Origin of the sequence: Pseudomonas psychrophila (assembly GCF_001043005.1) — a bacterium.
Classification (GTDB): Bacteria; Pseudomonadota; Gammaproteobacteria; order Pseudomonadales; family Pseudomonadaceae; genus Aquipseudomonas; species Aquipseudomonas psychrophila.
In genome coordinates this window covers 329,495-347,051 of sequence record NZ_JYKZ01000004.1, presented here as the reverse complement: position 1 = coordinate 347,051, position 17,557 = coordinate 329,495, and the positions used below count along the sequence as shown (strand labels likewise).

General features: G+C 54.8%; 16 protein-coding genes and 1 pseudogene. 9 read left to right on the top strand and 8 right to left on the bottom strand.

What is annotated here, in order from left to right; genetic code table 11:
• Positions 1-26: 26 nt before the first annotated feature.
• Complete coding sequence (locus TU76_RS12950; protein WP_019829146.1) at positions 27-497, bottom strand: MaoC family dehydratase; 471 nt, start codon at positions 495-497, stop codon at positions 27-29.
• A 76-nt stretch (positions 498-573) separates the two neighbouring features.
• Positions 574-1,518 carry an alpha/beta hydrolase gene (locus tag TU76_RS12945; protein WP_019829147.1) on the bottom strand — a complete coding sequence of 315 codons (945 nt, stop codon included), beginning with the start codon at positions 1,516-1,518 and terminating at the stop codon, positions 574-576.
• Positions 1,519-1,727: 209 nt separating this feature from the next.
• Between TU76_RS12945 and fadD2 the strand changes: the two genes are divergently transcribed.
• Positions 1,728-3,416 (top strand): long-chain-fatty-acid--CoA ligase FadD2, encoded by a 1,689-nt coding sequence (gene fadD2, locus TU76_RS12940; protein ID WP_019829148.1) that lies wholly within the window; start codon positions 1,728-1,730, stop codon positions 3,414-3,416.
• A gap of 360 nt (positions 3,417-3,776) precedes the next feature.
• On the top strand, positions 3,777-5,468 hold the full coding sequence (gene fadD1, locus TU76_RS12935) for a long-chain-fatty-acid--CoA ligase FadD1 (RefSeq protein WP_046808857.1): 1,692 nt from the start codon (positions 3,777-3,779) through the stop codon (positions 5,466-5,468).
• Between the two features lie 255 nt (positions 5,469-5,723).
• Here fadD1 and TU76_RS12930 read toward each other — a convergent pair whose 3' ends face one another.
• The gene (locus tag TU76_RS12930) at positions 5,724-6,104 is read right to left on the bottom strand and encodes a hypothetical protein (RefSeq protein ID WP_019829150.1); all 381 of its coding nucleotides are present in this window, start codon (positions 6,102-6,104) and stop codon (positions 5,724-5,726) included.
• Between the two features lie 280 nt (positions 6,105-6,384).
• On the opposite strand from TU76_RS12930, the gene TU76_RS12925 reads away from it, so the two are divergent.
• Both TU76_RS12925 and def read left to right on the top strand, forming a co-directional pair.
• Complete coding sequence (locus TU76_RS12925) at positions 6,385-7,344, top strand: YihY/virulence factor BrkB family protein (protein WP_048351782.1); 960 nt, start codon at positions 6,385-6,387, stop codon at positions 7,342-7,344.
• Positions 7,341-7,880: a peptide deformylase gene (gene def / locus TU76_RS12920; protein WP_019829152.1), complete on the top strand. Its 540-nt coding sequence runs from the start codon at positions 7,341-7,343 to the stop codon at positions 7,878-7,880. Before TU76_RS12925 ends, def begins: the two co-directional genes overlap by 4 nt.
• Here the strand turns inward: def and TU76_RS12915 are convergent.
• The gene (locus tag TU76_RS12915) at positions 7,834-8,283 is read right to left on the bottom strand and encodes a GNAT family N-acetyltransferase (RefSeq protein ID WP_082113352.1); all 450 of its coding nucleotides are present in this window, start codon (positions 8,281-8,283) and stop codon (positions 7,834-7,836) included. The genes def and TU76_RS12915 overlap by 47 nt on opposite strands.
• A 600-nt stretch (positions 8,284-8,883) precedes the next feature.
• On the opposite strand from TU76_RS12915, the pseudogene TU76_RS25885 reads away from it, so the two are divergent.
• A pseudogene (locus TU76_RS25885) lies at positions 8,884-9,654 on the top strand (PAS domain-containing protein); the annotation flags it as partial.
• A complete protein-coding gene (locus TU76_RS25880; protein ID WP_401014846.1) occupies positions 9,631-10,203 on the top strand; it encodes a methyl-accepting chemotaxis protein in 573 nt (190 codons plus the stop codon). The pseudogene TU76_RS25885 and the gene TU76_RS25880, both read left to right, overlap by 24 nt.
• A 190-nt stretch (positions 10,204-10,393) precedes the next feature.
• Here TU76_RS25880 and gntR read toward each other — a convergent pair whose 3' ends face one another.
• Positions 10,394-11,425 carry an HTH-type transcriptional regulator GntR gene (gene gntR / locus TU76_RS12905; protein ID WP_019829156.1) on the bottom strand — a complete coding sequence of 344 codons (1,032 nt, stop codon included), beginning with the start codon at positions 11,423-11,425 and terminating at the stop codon, positions 10,394-10,396.
• A 229-nt stretch (positions 11,426-11,654) separates the two neighbouring features.
• Here gntR and TU76_RS12900 point away from each other — a divergent pair, with 229 nt between their 5' ends.
• On the top strand, positions 11,655-12,188 hold the full coding sequence (locus TU76_RS12900) for a gluconokinase (protein WP_019829157.1): 534 nt from the start codon (positions 11,655-11,657) through the stop codon (positions 12,186-12,188).
• An 85-nt stretch (positions 12,189-12,273) separates the two neighbouring features.
• On the top strand, positions 12,274-13,626 hold the full coding sequence (locus TU76_RS12895) for a GntP family permease (RefSeq protein ID WP_019829158.1): 1,353 nt from the start codon (positions 12,274-12,276) through the stop codon (positions 13,624-13,626).
• Positions 13,627-13,767: 141 nt separating this feature from the next.
• Here TU76_RS12895 and alaC read toward each other — a convergent pair whose 3' ends face one another.
• Positions 13,768-14,976 carry an alanine transaminase gene (gene alaC, locus TU76_RS12890; RefSeq protein ID WP_019829159.1) on the bottom strand — a complete coding sequence of 403 codons (1,209 nt, stop codon included), beginning with the start codon at positions 14,974-14,976 and terminating at the stop codon, positions 13,768-13,770.
• A gap of 199 nt (positions 14,977-15,175) precedes the next feature.
• Here alaC and TU76_RS12885 point away from each other — a divergent pair, with 199 nt between their 5' ends.
• Positions 15,176-15,667, top strand: coding sequence for a GyrI-like domain-containing protein (locus tag TU76_RS12885; RefSeq protein ID WP_048351781.1), 492 nt, complete (start codon positions 15,176-15,178; stop codon positions 15,665-15,667).
• On the opposite strand, the gene TU76_RS12880 is transcribed toward TU76_RS12885, so the two are convergent.
• Both TU76_RS12880 and TU76_RS12875 read right to left on the bottom strand, forming a co-directional pair.
• Entirely contained in the window at positions 15,664-16,170 is a 507-nt protein-coding gene (locus TU76_RS12880) for a GNAT family N-acetyltransferase (RefSeq protein ID WP_048351780.1), read from the bottom strand. The two genes, TU76_RS12885 and TU76_RS12880, sit on opposite strands and share 4 nt — an antisense overlap.
• A 118-nt stretch (positions 16,171-16,288) precedes the next feature.
• Positions 16,289-17,467 (bottom strand): GAF domain-containing sensor histidine kinase, encoded by a 1,179-nt coding sequence (locus tag TU76_RS12875; protein ID WP_046808855.1) that lies wholly within the window; start codon positions 17,465-17,467, stop codon positions 16,289-16,291.
• Positions 17,468-17,557 lie beyond the last annotated feature (90 nt).

Here is a 17,557-nt window from a genome sequence, read left to right as displayed (position 1 = left end):
GCAAGCCCGCTTTTGCATGCATGCGTTTAACCGATGCTGATCGCCGGGAGTACTGGCAAGGTCACGGTTTGTTGCTTGCGCGGCGCGATGATCTCGGCTTCGCCATCAACGACGATTTCATCGCGCTGATTGAATACTCGGGTGGCAATGCGCACGCGAAATTTTGGCAGCTTTTCCAGAATTTCCAGACGCACGGTGAGGGTGTCACCGATTTTTACCGGTTTCTGAAAGCTCATTTGCTGGCCGACATAAATGGTGCCCGGCCCTGGGAGTTCACAGGCCACGGCAGCACTGATCAAAGCGCCGCTGAACATGCCATGGGCAATGCGCTCTTTAAACATGGTAGCGGCCGCGAATTCAGGATCGAGGTGCACGGGGTTGTGGTCGCCGGACATGGCCGCAAAAAGCTGAATATCGCGCTCTCCGACGGTTTTGCTGTAGCTGGCAGTCTGGCCGACTTCGAGGGCTTCGTACGGGGTGTTGGTAACCTGGGTCATCTAGCGCATGTCCTGTGACAAGTGTTCGGTTTTAAGATATTGATTTTAAAATACTTTTTTACAAAAAAGGTGTTACTCATTCGCTGCGCTGGGGGCGGGCGTGGCTCAATGCCTGATTGAGCCAATCGATCACATCCGCCATCACTTCGTCGCGATTTGTTTCGTTGAAAAGTTCGTGTCGCGCTTGCGGATACAAATTCAGTTGCAACTGACGATTTCCGGCCGTTCTCAAAGCCTTGGCCAGATCAGTGAGACGCTTGCCTTCACTTACCGGATCACATGCACCGCCCATTATCAGCAAAGGCAGGCCCGGATCGATCTGAGCGAGATTGGACGCTTTGCTGATTTGCTGCAACCCGCCAAGCAGATCGATCCACAGCTGGTTGGTGCAACGAAAGCCGCATAAAGGGTCGCTGGCATAGGCATCGACTTGCGCCGGGTCACGACTGAGCCAGTCATATGGCGTGCGATTGGGCTTGAAGGCTTTATTGAACGAGCCGAAAGACAGCCACTCGATCAGCGCACTCCGGCCCTTGGGGCCCTGGCGTAAACGCTCGAGGCGGGCGATCAGGCTGGCGGCACGATAAAGCGCTACCGGCTGGAAATTTGAGGCACTGAGAATGGCACCTTGCAGACTGGCACCGTGATGCATCATGTAGGCCTGGGCGATATAACTACCCATGCTGTGGCCGAGCAGGAAAATCGGCACCCCTGGATGAGTCTGGCCGATGTGCTGAGCAAGGCTGGCGACATCGCTGACGACTGCGCACCAGCCATCGTTGTCGGCGAAATACCCCAGAGTCCCATGTTCGGCCGTTTTGCCATGACCGCGCTGGTCGTGGGCATACAGTCCAAAGCCGGCATCACACAGGGTTTTGCCCAGGTGGGCATAGCGGCCGCTGTGTTCAGCCATGCCATGAGCCAGCAGGACTATGGCCTTGGGCGTGCCTGCAGGCAGCCACTGGTTAACGAAAAGACCACTGCGGTCATTCGCGCCAAGCCAAAAAGTCTCAGGGATCATGGCGTTTCCTTTATTTGTTGTCGTAGCAGTGTATAGCGCATTTGCACTGCAGCCACTTATCAAGGCGTCGTGTTGTAATAAGATTCAAGATGTAAATGGCGAAGATCGCTGTATTTGCCTACAACTTGATAACTGATACCGTCCGCAGGTTCCGCTTTTCATCAAGTGAAAATTGCGGCCAGACACGCTCAGGTACGAGGATAAAAATAATGCAACCTGATTTCTGGAATGACAAACGTCCAACCGGTGTTCCGCTGGATATCGACATGACGACCTACAAGTCGGTCGTTGACGTGTTTGAGCGCTCCTGCAAAAAATTCGCGGATCGCCCTGCCTTCAGCAATTTGGGTGTGACCATCAGCTACGCCGAGCTTGAGCGCTACAGTGCCGCCTTTGCCGGTTATCTGCAGGAACACACCGATCTCAAGCCCGGTGATCGTATCGCCGTACAAATGCCCAATACCCTGCAGTACCCGATTGCCGTCTTTGGTGCCATGCGGGCTGGGCTGGTGGTGGTCAACACCAACCCGCTCTACACCTCGCGCGAGATGCACCATCAGTTCAAGAGCGCGGGCATTCGTGCGCTGGTGTACTTGAACATGTTCGGCAAGCGCGTTCAGGAAGTACTGCAAGAGATCGAGATCGACTACCTGATCGAAGCCAAAATGGGCGACATGATGCCCGCCGTAAAAGGCTGGATCACAAACCTGGTGGTCGACAAGGTTAAAAAGCTGGTGCCGGCTTATCAGTTACCTCAGGCGATCCCTTTTAAAAGTGTTTTGCGCCGTGGTGCTGGCCAGGTTATCCGGCCACTGACCGTAACGCTGGATGACACCGCAGTGCTGCAATACACCGGCGGTACAACCGGTCTGCCCAAGGGGGCAATGCTGACCCATGGCAATCTGATCGCCAATATGCAGCAATTGCGTGCCTGCCTCTCCCAGCATGATGCTGACGGGCAGCCGATGCTCAAGGACGGTCGCGAGATCATGATTGGCCCGCTGCCGCTCTACCATATCTATGCATTCACCGTTAACTGCATGGGCATGATGGTCACCGGCAACCACAACGTCCTGATCACCAATCCGCGTGACATAAAAGGTTTTATCAAGGAACTCAAGAACTGGAAATTCACCGGTTTTCTGGGTCTCAACACCTTGTTTGTCGCGCTCATGGATCACCCTGATTTCAAGACGGTGGATTTCTCCGCGCTTAAAATCACCAACTCGGGCGGTACGGCGCTGGTCAAGGCCACCGCTGAACGTTGGGAAAAACTCACTGGGTGCCGCATTGTCGAAGGTTACGGCCTGACTGAAACCTCGCCCGTGGCCAGTGCCAACCCCTGCGGGTCACTGGCAAGGCTGGGGACGGTGGGGATGCCGGTTCCCGGTACAGCCATGAAAGTAATCAGCGACGAAGGTGTCGACTTGGGCCTGGGCGAGAGAGGCGAACTCTGCGTCAAAGGTCCGCAAGTGATGAAAGGCTACTGGCAAAACCCAGAAGCCACAGCCGAAGTACTGGATGCCGAGGGCTGGTTCAAGACCGGTGATATTGCGGTGATTGATCCGGATGGCTTTGTCCGTATTGTCGATCGCAAAAAAGACCTGATCATCGTCTCCGGTTTCAACGTGTACCCCAACGAAATTGAAGACATCGTGATGGCCCATCCAAAAGTGGCCAATTGCGCGGTCATTGGCGTACCGGACGAGCGCACCGGGGAGGCGGTCAAACTGTTTGTTGTTCCTCGCGCTGGCGGGGTGACCGTTGAAGAGCTCAAGGCCTACTGCAAGGACAACTTCACCGGTTACAAGGTGCCCAAGCAAATCGTTTTGCGCGATTCTTTGCCCATGACACCGGTGGGCAAAATCCTGCGTCGCGAGTTACGTGATATCGCCTGATTCGTTCAGCCTGGCGACAGACGCCCGCTTGCCTTGAGGGAGTGGGCGTTTTTTTTCATCCGTGAAAATGACCTGTCGTTACTGAAGGTGTCAGATGATTGATCCAAAAGGCCCGGTATAGAGGGGTTTTGTCAGTAATAGAGTTTTTGCACTAATGATGACTTAGGATTGTCCTACAGTCAGGTTGGTGACTCTCAACCCTGTTTTTGGCTCTAGGCGGCCTTTGGCAAAGCTGCTACTCTCGGCGCGCTTTGTGACTTCTAGGTAACTAAAAGCCAGAACTGTCCATTATAAAAATCAAACAAATAAGAACCGCACCCGATGCGGTGAAGAATTCGCGACGCTGAGGAGTGGGCTTCCATGATTGAAGGCTTTTGGAAGGATAAGTACCCAACTGGGATTGCTGCTGAAATCAATCCAGATGAATACCCAAATATTCAGACGGTACTGCGGGAGTCTTGCCAGCGTTTCGCTGATAAACCGGCGTTCAGTAACCTCGGCAAAACCATCACTTACGGTGAGCTATACGAGCAGTCCGGCGCATTTGCTGCCTGGTTGCAGCAGCACACCGACCTGCAACCCGGCGATCGCATCGCCGTGCAGTTGCCCAACCTGTTGCAGTACCCGATCGCTGTGTTCGGAGCCATCCGCGCCGGCTTGATCGTGGTCAACACCAACCCGCTGTACACCGCGCGGGAAATGGAACACCAGTTCAAGGATTCCGGTGCCAAAGCGCTGGTATGCCTGGCAAACATGGCGCATCTGGCCGAAAAGGTCGTTCCACAGACCTCGGTCAAGTATGTGATCGTCACCGAAGTGGCTGACATGCTGTCACCCTTCAAGCGTGTGCTGATCAATGCGGTCATCAAGTATGTGAAAAAGATGGTGCCGGCCTATTACTTGCCTCAGGCCATCAAGTTCAATGACGTACTGAGCAAAGGGCGGGGCCAGCCGGTCAAGGAAGCAAGCCCGGTGAACAGTGAAGTTGCCGTGTTGCAATACACTGGTGGCACCACCGGTGTGGCCAAGGGCGCGATGCTCAGCCATCGCAACTTGATCGCCAACATGTTGCAGTGCAAGGCGTTGATGGCTTCCAACCTCAATGAGGGCAGTGAAATCCTGATTACGCCATTGCCGCTGTATCACATCTATGCCTTTACCTTTCACTGCATGGCAATGATGTTGCTTGGCAACCACAACGTGCTGATCAGCAACCCCCGTGACTTGCCGGCGATGGTTAAAGAGCTTTCCAAGTGGAAGTTCACCGGGTTTGTCGGTCTTAACACCCTGTTTGTAGCGTTGTGCAATAACGAGGCGTTCCGCAAGCTGGACTTTTCAGCGCTCAAGATGACGTTGTCGGGCGGCATGGCCTTGCAACTGTCGGTAGCCGAACGCTGGAAAACCGTGACGGGCAGCCCGATCTGCGAAGGTTATGGCATGACTGAAACCAGCCCAGTGGCTTCGGTGAACCCGATCCAGAACATCCAGATTGGCACTATCGGCATTCCGATGCCTTCGACCCTGTGCAAAGTGATCAACGATGCCGGTGAAGAACTGCCGCTGGGCGAAATTGGCGAGCTGTGCATCAAGGGCCCGCAGGTCATGAAAGGTTATTGGCTGCGCCCTGACGCGACCGCCGAGATCATGGACAGCGACGGTTGGTTGAAGTCCGGTGATATCGCGATCATTCAGCCTGATGGTTACATGCGTATTGTCGATCGTAAGAAGGACATGATCCTTGTATCGGGGTTCAATGTTTACCCGAACGAACTGGAAGACGTGATGGCTTCGTTGCCTGGCGTACTGCAGTCAGCAGCAATCGGCATACCGGATGAAAAAACCGGGGAATTGATCAAGGTGTTTATCGTGGTCAAGCCGGGCATGACCCTGACCAAGGATCAGGTCATGGCGCACATGCGCGCCAATCTGACGGCTTACAAGGCTCCGAAATTCGTCGAGTTCCGCGACAGCTTGCCGACTACCAACGTCGGCAAAATTCTCCGTCGTGAGCTGCGTGACGAAGAACTGAAAAAGTTGGGCCTTAAAAAGTAACTCGCCCGGATACGAAAAAGCCCCGCAATGCGGGGCTTTTTCGTTTTGAAACGGCGAAGATCTGTTGTAGCAGCTGGCGAAGGAACGAGGCTGCGTTCGGCGTGATGCGGCACCCCGACGCAGCCGTCGTAAAACCATTCGATGTAGTGTGCCAGATACACCGCGCTCGCCTGATTTACGACCGCTTTGCGCTCGAACGCAGCCTCGTTCCTTCGCCAGCTGCTACAGGACGGCCACAGGTTGTGGCCTTTGGGTTTATTTCTGCAAGAACGGCGAGAAGTTAACACCAGTACCTGTCGGACGAACGTCCTGCAAGTAGGAGTCCTTGTCTGCGCTCAGCTCAAGGCTCATGGTCGGCGTGCGCTTGTGCGTCGCGCGAACAACCATGCCTTCGCGTTTTTCACGCAGGAAAGCAGTGGTAACTTTCAGGTGCAGCAGTTCGTCGGTGCTTGGGGTGTGCAGCAGCAGGTGCACCCATTCGTATTGACCGATGGCCAGGCGGGCCAGCGGAATATCGAACCACCAGATGTTCTTGTTGGTGTTCAGTGCGGCGAAATGGCAGTTGTTGACGCCGAGTACCGCGCCGCCGAGTTCCTGGTTTCTGCGGGCAATAGCCAGCTTTTTATCGAGTTTCATAAACTTCCTACAATTGCGGATCTTCAGCGCCATAGCCTGAATACGTCGCGTATTCTCGGGGGTTAGCGGGCAAACATAAAGCCCAACCTGCTCTGATCGACGAAATGATCGGCAGAAATAAATGAAACTCGCTACGGGGCAGGCAGGTCAACACTTGCAGTGGTCCTTTCACGGGTTTGGCAAGTCAGTGCTTTTAACGTCGCCAATTGGACTACTTTTAGGTACAACCCTTCGCTTGGAGGCGTGTGATCTCAATAACTCAGCGGCGAAAGGAGACGCTATGTTTTTTCCAGGCTTGAACGGCCTGCCTTTGGGCAAAGTCTTGATCCGTACGGTCAAGGAGTTTATCGACGATGAGATGTCGACTTATGCCTCGGCGTTGGCCTATCAAATGCTGTTTTCATTATTCCCCTTCATTCTGTTTCTGATTGCCCTGATCGGCTTTTTGCATCTTCCCGACTTCTTTTCGTGGCTGCGCCTGCAGTCCGAGCTGGTACTGCCACCGCAAGCGCTGGAGCAGGTCAATCCGGTGATCGATCAGTTACAGCAATCCAAGGGCGGATTACTGTCAGTGGGTATCGTGATTGCCTTATGGACGGCTTCTGCAGGCGTAAGGCTGATGATGAGTGCAATGAACGCCGCATATGACGTGGTCGAAGGTCGTCCCATCTGGAAGCGTTTTCCGCTGTCGATTTTTTACACCATCGGCATTGCCGGGATGCTGCTGGTTGCCGCGGCATTGATGGTGCTAGGGCCGCAGGTGATGAGCTGGCTGGCGGGGCAGGTAGGCCTTGAAGACTTTGTGGTGACTCTGTGGACCATCCTGCGCTGGCCGGTGGTTATCCTGTTGATGATGGTGGCCGTGGCGTTGATGTATTACGTCATGCCGGATGTGGAGCAGAAGTTTCGCTTTATCACGCCGGGCTCGGTGCTGGCGGTGGTGGTCTGGATCATTGCGTCCTTGGGGTTTGCCTTTTATGTCAAAACCTTCGCGGACTACAACGCCATGTATGGCAGTATCGGCGCAATCATCGTCCTGTTGCTGTACTTCTACATTTCGTCCGCAGTGCTGTTGCTGGGTGCTGAAATGAATGCTGTGATTGAACACATGTCGGCTGAAGGCAAGAATCCGGGTGAGAAGACATTCGATGAATCTGACGACCCTGATCCCAAGCAACATGTCTCCGGCCTTGGGCGTGACCACTCCCTTAAACCCACTTCTGATGAATACTTACCATGATTCGTGAAATCTTGAAAATGGGCGATGAGCGTCTATTACGTGTAGCCCAGCCAGTCCCGGATGAAATGTTCGATACTCCAGAACTCTGGCAATTGATCGACGACATGCTGCAGACCATGGAGCACGCTGGTGGCGTGGGTCTTGCGGCTCCGCAAATCGGGGTTGACCTGCAATTGGTCATCTTCGGTTTCGAGCACAGCGAACGTTACCCGGATGCCGAGGCCGTGCCTCAGACCATCTTGATCAACCCGCTGATCACACCTTTGAGCCCGGCGCTTGAGGAGGATTGGGAGGGTTGCCTGTCAGTACCAGGTCTGCGCGGGGTCGTTGAGCGTTTTCACAAGATCCGTTACGAGGGCTTCACCCCCAAAGGTGAGCCGATCGTACGGGTGGCTGAAGGTTTTCATGCGCGGGTAGTCCAGCATGAGTGCGATCACCTGATAGGTCGGCTGTATCCGTCTCGGATCAAGGACTTCAGCAAGTTCGGTTTTATCGAGGTACTGTTTCCTGATCTGGAGCCGGGTACGAAGGAGTAGTTACCCCCATCGCTATCATCGCCTTGTTGCGTTGATAGCGAACCAGCCGCTCGTGCAGGGCGTGGGGCAATTCCACGTCCAGGCAGAACCCCAGTTTTTCATAGAATCCTTGCAGTTCGGGATCGCAGAACAACCAGACTGGCCCCTCACAGCTGCTCACAGCATGCCTGACCAGTTCACCTGCCACGCCTTTCCCGCGCAGTGCCGGTGCGACAAACAATCCAGTCAGCCAGTGGCCGTGAGCCAGTGGTCGCAGGCACAGCCCCGCAATAATGTCTTCTTGGCGGGCGACCCACAGCTGTGCGTCCTTGACCGCTTTCATCGACGATTGATGGGCACGGTAAAACTTGTTCATTAACGGCCATAAAGGCGCTTCAAGTGGGGCATAAACTAGGGCAGTCATAAGTCGAGGCTTAAGGAGAGGTCGCGCAGTATAAACAATCAACAGGTTGGAATTGCGCGGTAATCGAAGAAACTTTTAAAGGTTTATTCGAAATTAAAACACGAGACCGCTCATTCTTTTTTGAATAACAGCGTTTAAATAAAAGTTTGCAGCGGATCAGTGTTATACCTGAGTTCACATCCCTGAACACTGGAGCGCACAACATGGCTAAAGGCATGGATTCAAAGAAAGCGGCGAAGAAAAAGCCCGCCAAAACAGCCGATGAAAAACGCGCTGATAAAAAATCCAAGAAATCCGATACAGGATTGTTTGGGCATTAAGCCATTTGCCGGGGGCTCGGTGTTTGAGCCCCTGCCAGTTTTAATCGCGCATCCTCCATTCGGTGATTTTCTAAAGCTTGAGCGTTCCGTCGCAGGTTGATGGCCATATGCTTGCACGTATCATTTGGCTAGCTATGCTCCATCGTGACGGGGCCTGAGCGGTAAATGCTTAAACCCTCGAAGTGCGTACAGCTCTAACGTTAAAAGTTAAAAGTCGGGTGATTTGCCGTGCCTTCAAACTTTTGAATTATCAATAGACAGCACCTCCAGGGATTGAGCCATGTTTAATTTGCATAGCAAAGCCGACCTGCTTGAGAACAAACGTCTAAACGGCTCGTTGAATGAAACATTAGCCAAAGTGCAAGCAATCAGTCGGTCCATGGCAATCATTGAATTTGCTCCTGATGGCACCATTCTGGAGGCCAACGAGAACTTCTGCAGGGTAATGGGTTATTCCGCTGACGAAATCCGCGGTAAGCACCACCGACTTTTTTGCGAAAACGCTTACGCACGATCCAGCGACTACAGTCACTTCTGGAGCGATCTGGCGCACGGCGACCCCTTGAATGGCACCTTTTCACGTCTCGACAAGGCAGGGCGCGAGGTGTGGCTGGAAGCCAGTTACATGCCCATTGTCGACGCAGACATGCACGTCACCCGTGTGATCAAGGTGGCTTCTGACATCACCGCTCGAATCAACAAAGAACACGAAAATCAGAGCATCGTGAATGCGTTGAGCCGCTCGATGGCCGTGATCGAGTTTTCTCCTGATGGTCGGGTGATGAATGCCAATCAGAATTTTCTCGACACCATGCATTATTCGTTGAGTGAAATCGTCGGCCAGCACCACGGCATGTTCTGTCGCAGAAGTGAGGCAGAGTCTGCCGGGTATAAAGCTTTTTGGGCTTCGCTTAATCGTGGCGAATACCACTCCAGGCGATTTGAACGGGTCGATAAATACGGTCATACGGTTTACCTCGAGGCGTCCTACAACCCGATTTTTGACGCCAAGGGCCGTTTATACAAAGTGGTGAAGTTCGCCAGTGATATCACCGCTCAAGTCACGAACCTGCAAACCGCCGCGGAATCAGCCCACAGCACATCTGTGCAAAACGACGCCTGTGCGCAGAAAGGTTCGCAGGTGGTTCAGCAGACGGTGCAAATCATTGAAGCTATCTCCAAAGACCTCAATGAAGCTGCACAAAGTATTGATGCGGTGAGCAGGCAGTCAGACAACATAGGCAAGATTGTGCAGACCATTCGCGGGATTGCCGATCAAACCAATTTGCTGGCGCTCAATGCCGCGATAGAGGCGGCGAGGGCAGGCGAGCATGGACGCGGATTTGCCGTTGTGGCGGATGAAGTCAGAACCCTGGCGGCTCGCACGAGTGCGGCCACTCTGGAAATTGTTGAAGTGGTGCGCAGAAACCACGACCTCTCGCTGAGTGCGGTGACCAGCATGCAGTCGAGCCTGAGTCGAACCGGCTTGGGCGTTGAATTGGCGAATGAGGCAGGGGAGGCGATTCTGGAAATCCAGCAAGGCTCCAGGCATGTGGTCGATGCCATCAGCCAGTTCAACTCAACGTTGCAACTGCATTAAAGGCCGCAACACATTCTCGACTGGGTGAGCAAAACCCGGTAGCAGTTGACGAGTCGTGCGAGGCTACGTCCGAGTGCGTAGCGCTCGTAAAACCATTCAGTCGGGGTATTTCAGTGACATTGCGTACACCGGGTTTACGACTGCTGCGCAGCCGGACGCAGCCTCGTTCCTTAGGCAGCTGCTACGGGCTTTAGCTGCTCTCACGCACCATCAGTTCAAATCCCATGTCCTGCACTGGATTAGCGACTTTATTGCCGGCCATCAGTGTGAGCATCTGCTCGGCCGCACGACGGCCGATGGCTTCTCGGGGGGTGCGAATACTGCTTAAGCGCGGCACCATAAATTCCGAGGACGGAAGGTCGTTAAAACCTAATATGGCGATCTGCTCCGGGATTTTAATGCCGGTGCGTGCGGCTTCCAGCAGTGCGCCCTGGGCAAGGTCATCGTTGCCGAAAAAGATTGCATCTACCTGCGGATGGCTGGCCAGCAACTGCAGGAACAGTTCGCCACCAAGGCCAACAGAGGACGGGCGCGGCGTCAGCAGTTCAAGCTCCGGATTGTACAAGCCGGCTTCCTGCAAAGCGCGGCGATAGCCCTCGCCACGCAGCAGCGTGCGCTGATCGAGTTGAGCGCCTATATAGGCCAGACGCTTGCGACCACGGGAGATCAAATGGCGGGCAGCGGTTTCACCGGCTTTTAACTGGGAGAAACCGACGCAGTTCAGGCCCTCGGCGGCATCCAGCTCCATCATGTACACGCAGGGTACATTGCTGCTTTCAATCATCCGGCGTGAGCTTTCGGAGCGGTCAAATCCGGTCAGCAGGAGGCCGCGTGGCTGATAGGCCATATAGTTGCGCAGCAGGTTCTCTTCTTCATCGCGCGAGTAGTGAAAGTTACCGATCAGCACCTCAAACCCCCGGGGACGCAATACGTCATGGATGGCTTCGAGGGTGTCGATGAACAACAGATTGGACAATGAAGGGACCAGCACCACAACGGAGTGACTCTGTGCCGAAGCCAGTGCCCGAGCAGCCGGGTTAACCACGTAGTTCAGCTCGTCTGCTGCGATTCGCACCTTTTCGGCAAGGTCCGTGGCGACGCTGCTGATACCGCGCAAGGCACGGGAGGCCGTGATAGGGCTGACCCCTGCAAGGCGGGCAACTTCGTTAAGGGTGGGGCGACCCGTGGTTCGGGTGTTTTTATCGTTTTTAGAGGTGGTCATCGGGGCGGCTTGCCAAACAAAAAACAAGTCACTAAGGTAGCGCTGTCCTGACGTGCCCGCAATTGCCTGATTGTGTGTAAATCAGTTACCCCAGCTTTGTATGTCGAGAGCGTCACCGCGTCTCCCCATAAAAATGAGAAATAGACGTCGGTAGCCTAGGCTTTGTGCTTTGCTTTCAAGTATTGAACGCATGAACAAAGACAGCGCTGTCTACGGACTGAGGTGTTTCATGAGTCAACCTATCACTGCTCTGGTCATCATGGGCGTTGCCGGCTGCGGCAAGTCCAGCGTTAGCCAGGCACTGTGCCAGCTCAATGGCGCGACCCCGATTGAAGGCGATGCGTTTCACCCTGCGGCCAACATTGACAAAATGAGTGCCGGTATTCCCCTGACCGATGAAGACCGTGCCGGCTGGTTAGACAGCCTGTGCGATGAATTGCGTCGTGCGGTTGCCAGCGGCCAGCGTCCGGTCTTGACCTGCTCGGCGCTAAAGCTGCGCTATCGCGAACGCTTGCGTGGTGCGGTCGACGGTTTGGGTTTTGTGTTTCTGGAGCTGACCCCCGAGGTTGCCGCAGCGCGAGTGGCCGATCGTCCGGGGCATTTCATGCCCAAGACCCTGATCGACAGTCAGTTCGCTGCGCTTGAGTCACCCACCAATGAGTCATTGGTGCTGACCCTGAATGCAGCCGAGATGAACATTAAGCAATTAGCGAGCGCTGCCCAGGATTGGTGGTGCGAGCAGACGGTAATGGCAACCTCATGATGTTGTTTCAATCAGATAGCGCTACCTGCCTCGGCTGTAGCGGCACACACGTACTTGATAAGAACAAAAAGGCAGGAGACGCCCCATGCTAGGCATGTCCCACAATACGTTTCTGCTGCTCGATGCAGTGGTCACCATCATCGGGCTGATCGTACTGATCACCCGATTCAAGCTGCACCCATTCATTGCTCTGATCATCGCCTCCGCGTTTCTGGGCTTGACCGCCGGCATGCCTGCCAACCTGATCATCAAATCGTTCCAGGACGGCTTTGGTGGTGTGTTGGGCTTTGTCGGGATCATCCTGGCACTGGGCACCATGCTTGGCAAAATGATGGCTGACTCCGGTGGTGCTGACCAAATTGCCCGTACCTTGATCCGTGCCTTCGGCAAGGAAAAAGTGCAGTGGGCGATGATGTTTGCCGCTTTCCTGGTCGGTATTCCGCTGTTCTTCGAAATCGGCTTTGTACTGCTGATTCCTTTGGTGTTCATCGTTGCGCGTCGTACCGGCGTGTCGATCATCAAAATCGGTATTCCATTGCTCGCAGGTTTGTCGGCGGTACACGGCCTGGTGCCACCGCACCCGGGCCCCCTGCTGGCCATCGGGGTATTTGGTGCCGATATCGGTAAGACTATTTTGTACGGTCTGATCGTTGCACTGCCTACCGCGATCATTGCCGGTCCGATTTATGGCACGTTTATCTCTAAGTACATCCCGGGTCACGCATCCCAGGAGCTGATGGACCAGCTGGCGAGCGAGCCGGAATCCAGCACGCTGCCGAGCTTCTCCATCACCCTGATCACTGTGCTGCTGCCGGTGTTCCTGATGTTGCTCAAGACGTTTGCTGACGTCGCGCTGCCTGATGGCAACTTCTTCCGTGTCTGGATGGACATGATCGGCCACCCGATCAGCGCTCTGCTGTTGGCATTGCTGCTGGCGCTCTACACCTTTGGCGCGCGCCAGGGGATCGACTCCAAGCGCATTCTCAAACTGCTCGACGCGAGCCTGGCCCCTACCGCAGCGATCATTCTGATCATTGGCGCGGGCGGCGGTTTCAAGCAAATGCTGGTAGCGAGCGGTGTGGGTGATGTGATCGGCCATATGGCGGTGAACGCACAAATTTCGCCAATCCTGCTGGCCTGGCTGGTGGCCGCAGTGATTCGTATCGCAACAGGTTCTGCGACTGTGGCGACGATTACCGGGGCGGGGATTGTGTTGCCGGTGGTGGATATGATTCCAGGTGTAAACCGCGAACTGCTGGTCCTGGCGACAGGGGCTGGATCGTTGATTCTGTCTCACGTCAACGATGCAGGTTTCTGGCTGGTGAAGCAGTACTTCAACATGACCGTGGCTGAAACGTTCAAGACCTGGACCGCGATGGAAACCATTCTGTCGATTGTAGGTTTGATCTTTATTCTGCTGCTGTCGCTGGTGGTTTAAGCCATCAACATTTTGTAGTCGCAGCCTGCGGCAGCGGCTACAGGAAAACTGCCAATGTGGGAGCGAGCCTGCTCGCGAAGGTCTTTCGCGAGCAGGCTCGCTCCCACATAGAGCATCTACAGGTTTGGTTTGCGCCGGGCTTTAGCCAGCGTTAAAGCCATCTGCGCGAAACATGGCGCGAATGCCACGTAGCGCCTGACGAATGCGGTCCTGATTTTCAATCAGGGCAAAACGCACATGGTCGTCGCCATACTCACCAAATCCTACTCCTGGCGACACACAGACCTTGGCGTCCGACAGCAGCTTTTTGGCGAACTCCAGTGAACCCATGTGTGCATAAGCCTCGGGAATCTTGGCCCAGACATACATCGAAGCTTTCGGGTTTTCGACCATCCATCCCAGTTCGTGCAACCCTTTGACGATCACGTTACGGCGCTGGCGGTACTGCTCGGCAATATCCTTGACGCACTGCTGGTCGCCTTCGAGCGCAGCGATGGCCGCGACTTGCAGCGGGGTGAAGGTGCCATAGTCGTGGTAGCTCTTGATCCGTGCCAGGGCATTGACCAGCTCCGGATTACCCACCATAAAACCAATGCGCCAGCCTGCCATGTTGTAGCTTTTGGACAGGGTGAAGAACTCCACGGCCACATCCTTGGCGCCCGGTACTTGCATGATCGAGGGCGCTTTCCAGCCATCATAGACAATGTCGGCGTAAGCCAGGTCGTGAACCACCAGTACATCGTACTGTTTGGCCAGCGCCACTACGCGCTCGAAAAAATCCAGTTCAACGCATTGCGCCGTTGGGTTGGACGGGAAGCCCAGGATCATCATTTTTGGCTTGGGGATCGAGCCGCGAATGGCTTTTTCCAGCTCGGCAAAAAAGTCCACGCCCGGAATCAGCGGCACCGAACGCACCTGGGCGCCGGCGATCACGGCACCGTAAATGTGAATCGGGTAGCTGGGGTTAGGCACCAGCACGGTGTCGCCCTGATCCAGGGTGGCGAGCATCAAGTGCGCCAGACCTTCCTTGGAACCGATGGTGACGATGGCTTCGTGTTCCGGATCAATCTCAACGTTGTAACGGTCGGCATACCAGCGAGAAATAGCACGACGCAGGCGAGGAATGCCACGCGATGTCGAGTAGCCGTGAGTGTCCTCACGCTGTGCGACGGTGCAGAGTTTTTCAACGATATGAGGAGGTGTCGGGCCGTCAGGGTTACCCATGCTGAAGTCGATGATGTCTTCGCCACGACGTCGGGCGGCCATCTTCAGTTCAGCAGTGATGTTGAAAACATAAGGGGGGAGTCGATCTATGCGCGCAAAGCGGCGCGGCGAACCTTGGTCTGCCATGTGTGCCTCTGATACGTAAGCGCCCGGAACCGTCCGAGCGACGTTGACCACTGCGGTGGTCTGGGCGGAACAATACGGGCGGTGATGGCCTTTTGTCTAGATGCTGTCAGGACCTATTTTCTCGCCGATCCGACTGGGCTGTATTTTTGTTCCTATACTCTGCTGCTAGGTTTCCTACTTACTCCATCGAGTATGCCCCATGGATCAAATAAAAAAGTTCGAACTGTCGGCTCCGCGATTTACCAAAGGTCAGTTTCAATTGATCGCGGGATTGGGTGGCCGTTTCACTCAGGAGACTGCTAGCCGAATTCCACAACTGTGGGAAAAATTCATTCCGGAAATCGGAAAGGTACCAAGTCAAATTGGCGAGGAAACCTACGGCGTTTGTTGCAATCCTGATGGCGAGGGGGGCTTTGAATACATTGCTGGCGTGGCTATCAGCAAGCTGGACGATTTGCCCGAGCGCTATCGCTGGATTGAGTTGCAAGAGCAGTCGTATGCAGTCTTTGAGCATCACGGCCCATTGGACACCCTTGCGCAGACGTTTCAGGCGATCTGGAAAGACTGGCTGCCTCAGTCGGGCTACGAAGCAGTGGATGCGCCCGAGTTTGAACGTTACAGCGCAGATTTTAATCCGGACACCGGCACAGGGCTGCTAGAGATCTGGTTGCCGGTTAAGAAATCCGTTTAGCTTGCTCGCAGTTGGGGCTGAGCGGGTGACATCAGAGAAAGGACCAAGCGTCGCTCGCCACGATAGGCTTCACCCTGTTCGGTCCATCCCTGGCTCAGATAAAAGGCCAGGGCGCTGGCGTTAAACGGGCTTACCGATAGCATCAATTGGCTGATTTCGGGCCAGAACTGCTGAATGGCTCGGGGGAGTTCGCGCAGACAGGCTTTACCCAGCCCCAGCCCCTGAACGCGGCTGTCGACCTGAAACGCATGCAAGGTGGCGCTGCCAGCCTCTGCCCAATGGGCCAACAGTGGCTCACGCTTAAGTAATAAAAAGGCAACCGGCAACTCCTCACAGAGCAGCACCAATCCTTTGATTCCCTCGTGTGGCTGAGCAGGCAGCGAGTGCAAGGCCGACGCTATGTCGCCGCAAAATACGATTTGATCAGGTTCTACCTCAATCTTGAGCAGTTGCTCGCGCTGCAGGAGGGTCAGGTCTTCATGGGCGCAGAGGCGGGTGTTCATGTCTAGATTCTGTCGAGGCGCAATAGGGGGTAACTGACGCGTTAAGCCAGTTACGGCTGAGCATCGCGTCAGTTTCTACCCATCAGGAGGCCAAATACAGAGTTATTCGTATGCAGGCTCAGGCTACCGGCAAGCTAAAGGTGAAAACTGTACCGTTTTCTTCATCCGAGGCGACTTCCAGTTGGCCTCCGTGGGACAGGGCGATCTGGCTGGCAATGTACAACCCAAGACCAAGACCTGCTTGCGGAGTATGGTTGGCCGGACGTGAGTAGGGTTTGAACAGGTGCGGCAGCACGTCATGCGGGATGGGCTTGCCCTGGTTGGCTACCCTGATGCTGAACACTCCGTCCTGGATCAAGGCTGTGACGCGCACCGTACCGGTGCTGCAACCATGGGTAATCGCATTGATCAGCAGGTTGGAGAGCAGTTGTGCCAAGCGGCCACGGTCACATCGAATACCTATGAGTTGCCCTATATCGGACAGGATCAAACGCTGGGGATGCACGTTCTGTATCTCTGAAATCACGTGGTTGAATACTTGATTGAGATCAGAGCATTCGCTCAAAGTTACAGGAATTCCACTACCGAGACGGCCCCGGGCAAAATCCAGCACGTCATCTACCAACTGAGATGCCCGATGGCCAGAGGCCAGGATGTGCTGCACCAGAACATCGCTTAGCGGGTTGGAGTGCTTGCGTAGCAAGCGCTCGGCGGCGGCAGTGATGGCGAATAGCGGATTGCGCAAGTCATGGCCGATAACGGCGATGAATTGTTCACGCAACTCTGCATTCTCACGTTCTTGCAGCAGCGCTGTTTCAGTGCGTTGCAGGTTTTCTTCTGCTTCTATTTGCAGCGACAGCAGGCGTGAAAAGGACTCCATTGTGGACTGGATGTTGCTGCTTCTGAGGCTTGCAGGCTTGGGGTCAAGCGCGCACAAGGTACCGAAGAAGCTGCCGTCGGTACGCCATACCGGGATCGTGATGTAACTTTCGAAACGATACATCTTTGGCGTTTGGTGGTGCTGGTAGAGCGGGTCTGCGCTGGCGTTGTCGATGATGATCGGCAGGTGCGAGTTCATACTTTCAAAGCACAGGGTGCTGACCAGGTCCAGTTCTCCGCCCGGTTGCAAACCAAAGTTCAGATTGTCGAGCACCGCGCAGGCGGTCCAGGTGGTTTGGGTGACACGGGCAACGGCGGCAAAGCGCATACCGGTCATTTCAGTAATGACCTTGAGGATCGCGGGAACTGCACTGATCCGGTTAATCGTTGCGATATCTTCAATCGCGCCTTGCGCCATGGTAAATGCTCTTGTTTAAAGATTTGATTCCAGCCAGAACACTCAGCGTGGCACAAACGCAGGGGCAATATCTATAAAAGCCCGAGCGGA